Source organism: Candidatus Frankia nodulisporulans (genome assembly GCF_902806475.1).
In the GTDB taxonomy this organism is placed as follows: Bacteria; Actinomycetota; Actinomycetes; order Frankiales; family Frankiaceae; genus Frankia; species Frankia umida.
In genome coordinates, this window is sequence record NZ_CADCWS010000492.1 from 1 (window position 1) to 1,183 (window position 1,183).

At 64.8% G+C, this 1,183-nt stretch carries 2 protein-coding genes; one reads left to right on the forward strand and one right to left on the reverse strand.

Annotation, left to right across the window (positions count from 1 at the left end; translation table 11 throughout):
* The coding region (locus tag G6R24_RS21060) for a winged helix-turn-helix transcriptional regulator (protein WP_163550853.1) at nucleotides 1-294 on the reverse strand (294 nt) is incomplete at its 3' end.
* 146 nt (nucleotides 295-440) lie between these two features.
* Between G6R24_RS21060 and G6R24_RS21065 the strand changes: the two genes are divergently transcribed.
* A partial coding sequence (locus G6R24_RS21065) for a globin domain-containing protein (RefSeq protein ID WP_163550854.1) occupies nucleotides 441-1,183 on the forward strand: 743 nt, incomplete at its 3' end.

Sequence of the window (1,183 nt, forward strand, 5' to 3'; positions counted from 1 at the left end):
CCAGGCCCACATGGCGGTGAGCACGGGCGAGAGGCCGCGACCGGCCTCGGTGAGTCTGTACTCGACGTGGGCGGGGGCCGCGCTCACCAGGGTGCGGTCGATGATCCCGGCACGCGCAAGCTCCCGCAGCCGCTGGGTCAGCATCTTGTCCGTGATGTCGGGGATCAGGCGCCGGATCTGCGCGAAGCGAAGGTGATCGTTCTCCTTGAGGTGGGCCAGGATCACCGGCGTCCACCTGCCACCGATCACCTCGAGGGTCACCTCCACCGCGCAGTGGTAGGCACGCTCGGCCATCGACTCTCCGTTTCGTCGTGCTCCGGCCTGCGCCGCACCGCCGCTCGACCACACCACACCGCCACACACCGTGGCTACGCACCAGAAAGTGCGTACCCACGGTACCGCAACCTTCTGATAGCGTCTGCCGCGGGAGGTTCTGAAGAATGATTCTTGAGTACATCCGATATCGTATCCCAGAACATCGGGCGGGCGAGTTCGAAGAGGCCTACAAGCAGGCATCAAAATCTCTCGAAGAATCGCCGGAGTGCCTGGACTTCGAACTTTCTCGGGGAGTCGAGAGCCCGGAGAGCTACATCCTTCGGATACGCTGGGAATCCCTCGAAAACCATCTGAACGGATTCCGGAAAAGCGCACTGTTCCAGCCGTTCATCGCCCAGGTGGGCCAGTACATCGAGAGCATCGAGGAGATGCGGCACTACGCACCGACCGAGGTCGTGGGCGTGGCCGCCGGGGCTCCCCGGCAGCCCACCCTCTACGAGTGGGCCGGTGGTCAGGATGCCTTCGAGCGGCTGTTCGCGCGTTTCTACGAGACCGTCGCCGAGGACGAGATCCTCATTCCGCTGTTCGCCGGTATGAACCCGGCCCACGCGCATCACGTCGCGATATGGGTGGGTGAGGTCTTCGGCGGCCCGGCCGCCTACACCGATCTTCGCGGCGGCTACGAGAACATGCTTGCCCATCATCTCGACAGGGCCATCACGGAACAGCAGCGTCGACGGTGGATCGATCTGCTGGTCGATGCCGCCGACCACGTCGGACTGCCGGACGATCCGGAGTTTCGCGCGGCCTTCATGAGCTATCTCGAGTGGGGAACCCGCCTCGCGGTCGCCAATTCGCAGCCCGATGCGACGCCGATCCGGCGTGCTCCGGTTCCCCGCTGGGGATG